The sequence below is a fragment of the Aeromonas sp. HMWF017 genome, from assembly GCF_003061465.1.
Taxonomy (GTDB): Bacteria; Pseudomonadota; Gammaproteobacteria; order Enterobacterales; family Aeromonadaceae; genus Aeromonas; species Aeromonas veronii.
This window is the reverse complement of sequence record NZ_QAJD01000104.1, coordinates 22,197-26,227: the sequence shown is the minus strand read 5'-3', so window position 1 is coordinate 26,227 and position 4,031 is coordinate 22,197. Positions and strand designations below refer to the sequence as shown.

Sequence of the window (4,031 nt, the reverse complement as noted above, 5' to 3'; positions counted from 1 at the left end):
GATCCACACCTTGCGCAAAGAGGGTTACCTCTCCCCCGAGTGCAAGCCGGATCTCGGTCGCTTCCAGGCGCTGGCCGACAACATAGTGCCGCTGTTGAGCAACAAGATCCGCCGTACCATTCAGGCGGGCAACCAGCTCTAATCTGCAACGCAAACAAAGAAGGCCGCATCATGCGGCCTTCTTTTTTATCAGGATTTGTGCGGGATAAGTCACGCCAGCAGGTAATCGAGCACCAGACCGGCAAACACCAGCGCCCCCACATAGTTGTTGTTGAGAAACGCCTGGAAACAGGCTTCCCGTTGCCGCTCGCGAATGAGCTGCTGCTGATAGACAAACAGCACCGCCGCCCCCAGCAATCCCCAGTAATACCAGCCCCCCAGCGTCATCAGCTGCCCGACCGCCAGCAACAGCAGCAGCGTCGAGAGTTGCAGTACGCCGATGATCCGCTTGTCATAACGGCCAAACAGGATGGCGCTGGATTTAAGGCCGAGCTTGAGATCGTCATCCCGATCCACCATGGCGTACTGGGTGTCGTAAGCCACCGTCCAGAGCAGGTTGGCGAAGAAGAGCAGCCAGGCCACCAGCGGCAGGGCATCCGCCTGCGCCGCATAGGCCATCGGGATCGACCAGGAGAAGGCCATCCCGAGCACCAGCTGAGGGTTCGAGATAAAGCGCTTCATGAAGGGGTAGCTCACCGCCAGCAGCAGGCCGACAAACGACAGACCGATGGTGAGCGGATTCATGGTCAGCACCAGCGCAAACGAGATAAGCGCCAGCACGAAGAAGAGCGCCAGCACCTCCCACGGTTTGACTCTGCCCGTGGGCAAGGGGCGACTAGCGGTGCGTTTGACGTGGCCATCGAAGTTGCGATCCGCATAGTCGTTGATGACGCACCCGGCCGAGCGCATCAGAAAGACCCCGACCACAAATACGGTCAGCACCCAGAGATTGGGCATGCCACCGGCGGCCAGCCAGAGCGCCCACAGGGTTGGCCACAGCAGCAGCAGAGTGCCTATGGGTTTGTCGACGCGGGCCAACTGCATGTAGGCAAGTCCCCGCTCCTTGGTTAACAGATTCACTCCAGCTCCTTGTCACAGACGAGAGAGGGCAGAAACAGCTCGTGCACCAGCAGTGGCCACTGCCCCAGAAACAGACGGGAACGACGCCCCCAGACAGTGGCGGCCGGGCAACGGGGATTGGCGGCAATATCGAAACGGGCCAGCTGCAGATGATCGCGGCGGGCAGGCTCATGGCCAAATACCCGCTCACCCAGCGGCTGCTCGCCAAGCTCGGCAATGCCGCTCCCTTGCAATGCGTCATCGGCAAACAGGGTCCAGCCCAGCACGGCGGGCCCACGATCCCCGTGCAGGATCACCTCGCGGCAGGTACCGGCCGGCGAGGCCGAATCCACCAGCCACTGCTCATCGGCAGTAAGGGCGACCGGGTGATTGCCCAGCCACTCCACCGAAAAGTGGCGATTGTGCTGACGCAGCCGCCGGGTCATGGAGCCGGGCTCCAGCAGCCAGGGGCGCAAGCTGGCGGGCAATTCAAAACATTCGGGGGCCAGCCACCCGCTTAACGGCGTGAGGGGAACAGTCAACTCGGACTTCACAGCTTCACCATCCAGAGATTTCCGTGTTCAGGTTAAAATCCGGTTTATTATCCGTAAATCAATAGCGAAATGTAAGAACATCCGTGCTTGACGGCCCCGATGGCAACATCAAAAATGGGTTATCTCTTGCTGATGAGCCATCTATATGAAGATCTTCAAAATTCTGCTGGTGTTGTTACTGAGCTGTGGTGCGCTGCATGTGCAGGCCTCATCCGAAGAAGAGCCGCCCGCAGAGGGAGAAGAAGCGGCCGCGGCCGCCAAACCGGGCTTCTCCTACCACGCGCTCGATCCCGACATCATCACCAACTATCTGAGCGATGGCAAAACCCTCGGCTATATCCGGGTCACGGTAGAGCTGATGGCGGAGAACGAGGCCGATCTCAAGCTGCTGGAGCAGCATGACCCGCTGATCCGCGATACCATCATCCGCCTGATGGGCAGCAAGAGCGCCGAGCAGATCAAGTCCTTGGTCAGCCGCGAAGAGTTGCGCAAGGAGTGCGAGACCAAGGTCAACGAACTGCTGGTGAAAGAGACTGGCAAGAAAGCGGTGCGCGAGCTTATCTTCACCAAGTTCCTCTACCAGTAATCCCTCCCGAAACAATCGCTTATTGGCATATCGGCCAATAAGCGAGCTTTGCCGGTTTATTCGAAATGAAAATCGATTACAATACGACCGTCAAGTCGTAGAGGTAGTCGTTATGGGCAGCAAAACCCTGTGTGAATGGCGCCGTCACGAGATCCCCACCGATCTCAAGGCGTTGCGCAAGATAGTCCGCAAACCCAAGTTTGTCTGCAGCAAGTGTGCCCGCAGTGCCAATGACAAGGGTTACCTCTGCCAACCGCTGCGTTTGAAAGAAGAGTAATTTTCCACTCTAACCGCCGTTCAAAGAGGACCTTGCTAGATTTCATCCTTTACAAGTCTGGCGTAGTACTGCTCAAGCTCGGTGGTCACCTGACGTAATTTCGAGTCTAGGTCTACCTGTCTTGCCCAGACAGCTTCCATCCCACTGGGACTTTGGCGGAGTACTTCGGCCATTTGTGCTTGATTCTGCATCAGTTCGAGATAGTGAGCTCGAAAAGACAACAAAGCATTCAGGCGTCCCATATTATTGGCTCGCTCTGCCTCTTTAGCTGATTTCCGCGCATACCATACCGCCACAACAGCGATGAATCCCGCAACCAATGAGATCACGTCACTGATAGAGATAGCGATATTCTCCCCAATCTCAAATATCATTGATCGGTCCACCCCTGACGCCCCTGTTCGAACAATCTGCGCGCCTGGATATCATTCGGGCAAACGCCCCGATACTCCTCGCCGGAACGGCCAGCCAGATAGAGATGCTCGGGGCGGCAATACCATGCCAATCCCTTCTGATGTCCCTGCTTCCACAGTTCGGCATCCACCTTCTTGCCACACTGGCCCTGATGGAACTCGATCCGCTCGGTGGTGAAGCCCAGCTTGCCATCCGCCTCCCCCACCTCACTCCATACCTTCTCGCAGGGATCATCGTTGGAGACACAGCCACCCAGCAGGGCAGCCAACAATATGATGGTGAGTCGCATAGTCATCCTTGAGCGTCATTTGGACAGTTCATTCTACCCAGCGGCCCGCCCCTGACCAAGGACGAACGCTCAACCATGTGAGCGCGGCAAAAAAATCAGGCGGGCCCAAAGCCCGCCTGTTCGTTCAATGCCGTGGTTCACTGGTCATCGAAAGTGTCATCATCCTGCCAGCTTTCATCTTCCCACTGATCCAGCTCTTCTTCCCAGGAATCCGGCTCCCAATCATCATCAGAGGAGTCGTAATCCGGCTTGTGTCCACCCATCTTCACTCTCCTTGGATAGTTCACCCGCACTCCAATTTTATCCGGAATTGTCGGGCTCGCCAGTTAGAGAGAGTTCAAAGTTTGACCAGGGTGCGACCGGCGATCTGGCCTTGCGTGATGGCCTCGGCGGCCTCCACTACCTGCTCCAACCCAATCTCGGTGACCGCCTGTTCAAAGAAGCTGGCAGGAAGATCCCGTGCCAGTCGCTGCCACGCCAGTTGACGACGTTCAAATGGGCACATCACCGAATCGACCCCCTGCAGTCGCACATTGCGCAGGATAAAAGGCATCACACTGGTCGGCAGATCGAAACCACCCGCCAACCCACAGGCTGCCACGGCGCCGCCATAGTTCATCTGGGCCAGCAACTTGGCCAGCATCTGACTGCCAACGGTATCGATGGCACCGGCCCACAGCTGCTTCTCCAGCGGTTTGGCGGGCACCAGCAGTTCGCTGCGCGGCACGATACGGCTGGCACCCAGTGCGGTCAGCAGGGCGCCCTGCTCTTCCGGACGACCGGTCAGCGCCGCCACCTGATAGCCAAGGGCCGCCAGCAGGGCAACCGAGGTGGAGCCCACACCGCCTGCCG

General features: G+C 58.0%; 8 protein-coding genes. 2 read left to right on the top strand and 6 right to left on the bottom strand.

From position 1 onward, the window contains the following. Nucleotides 1–210: 210 nt before the first annotated feature. Nucleotides 211–1,080, bottom strand: coding sequence for a 4-hydroxybenzoate octaprenyltransferase (ubiA, locus tag DBR30_RS10195; protein WP_108588333.1), 870 nt, complete (start codon nt 1,078–1,080; stop codon nt 211–213). Beyond that, nucleotides 1,077–1,613, bottom strand: coding sequence for a chorismate--pyruvate lyase family protein (locus tag DBR30_RS10190; protein ID WP_108588332.1), 537 nt, complete (start codon nt 1,611–1,613; stop codon nt 1,077–1,079). Before DBR30_RS10190 ends, ubiA begins: the two co-directional genes overlap by 4 nt. Nucleotides 1,614–1,758: 145 nt before the next feature. Here DBR30_RS10190 and DBR30_RS10185 point away from each other — a divergent pair, with 145 nt between their 5' ends. Together DBR30_RS10185 and DBR30_RS10180 are read left to right on the top strand one after the other, a co-directional pair. Then, the gene (locus DBR30_RS10185) at nt 1,759–2,199 is read left to right on the top strand and encodes a flagellar basal body-associated FliL family protein (protein WP_042657797.1); all 441 of its coding nucleotides are present in this window, start codon (nt 1,759–1,761) and stop codon (nt 2,197–2,199) included. Nucleotides 2,200–2,311: 112 nt separating this feature from the next. After that, on the top strand, nt 2,312–2,476 hold the full coding sequence (locus DBR30_RS10180) for a hypothetical protein (RefSeq protein ID WP_005339525.1): 165 nt from the start codon (nt 2,312–2,314) through the stop codon (nt 2,474–2,476). A 35-nt stretch (nt 2,477–2,511) separates the two neighbouring features. On the opposite strand, the gene DBR30_RS10175 is transcribed toward DBR30_RS10180, so the two are convergent. From DBR30_RS10175 to DBR30_RS22020, 4 genes are all read right to left on the bottom strand, one after another. Next, nucleotides 2,512–2,850 (bottom strand): hypothetical protein, encoded by a 339-nt coding sequence (locus tag DBR30_RS10175; RefSeq protein WP_064339007.1) that lies wholly within the window; start codon nt 2,848–2,850, stop codon nt 2,512–2,514. Beyond that, entirely contained in the window at nt 2,847–3,179 is a 333-nt protein-coding gene (locus DBR30_RS10170) for a DUF2799 domain-containing protein (protein ID WP_181363536.1), read from the bottom strand. Before DBR30_RS10170 ends, DBR30_RS10175 begins: the two co-directional genes overlap by 4 nt. 137 nt (nt 3,180–3,316) lie before the next feature. Then, nucleotides 3,317–3,442 carry a hypothetical protein gene (locus DBR30_RS22025; RefSeq protein ID WP_005339521.1) on the bottom strand — a complete coding sequence of 42 codons (126 nt, stop codon included), beginning with the start codon at nt 3,440–3,442 and terminating at the stop codon, nt 3,317–3,319. 74 nt (nt 3,443–3,516) lie between these two features. After that, nucleotides 3,517–4,031, bottom strand: a 515-nt coding sequence (locus DBR30_RS22020; RefSeq protein ID WP_258224384.1) for a zinc-binding dehydrogenase, incomplete at its 5' end; no start/stop codon positions are given.

What these genes read in the sequence shown, in the direction of transcription:
- DBR30_RS22025 (WP_005339521.1), bottom strand. Translation starts at nt 3,442, where the DNA reads ATGGGTGGACACAAGCCGGATTACGACTCCTCTGATGATGATTGGGAG.
- DBR30_RS10185 (WP_042657797.1), top strand. Translation starts at nt 1,759, where the DNA reads ATGAAGATCTTCAAAATTCTGCTGGTGTTGTTACTGAGCTGTGGTGCG.
- DBR30_RS10175 (WP_064339007.1), bottom strand. Translation starts at nt 2,850, where the DNA reads ATGATATTTGAGATTGGGGAGAATATCGCTATCTCTATCAGTGACGTG.
- DBR30_RS10180 (WP_005339525.1), top strand. Translation starts at nt 2,312, where the DNA reads ATGGGCAGCAAAACCCTGTGTGAATGGCGCCGTCACGAGATCCCCACC.
- DBR30_RS10170 (WP_181363536.1), bottom strand. Translation starts at nt 3,179, where the DNA reads ATGCGACTCACCATCATATTGTTGGCTGCCCTGCTGGGTGGCTGTGTC.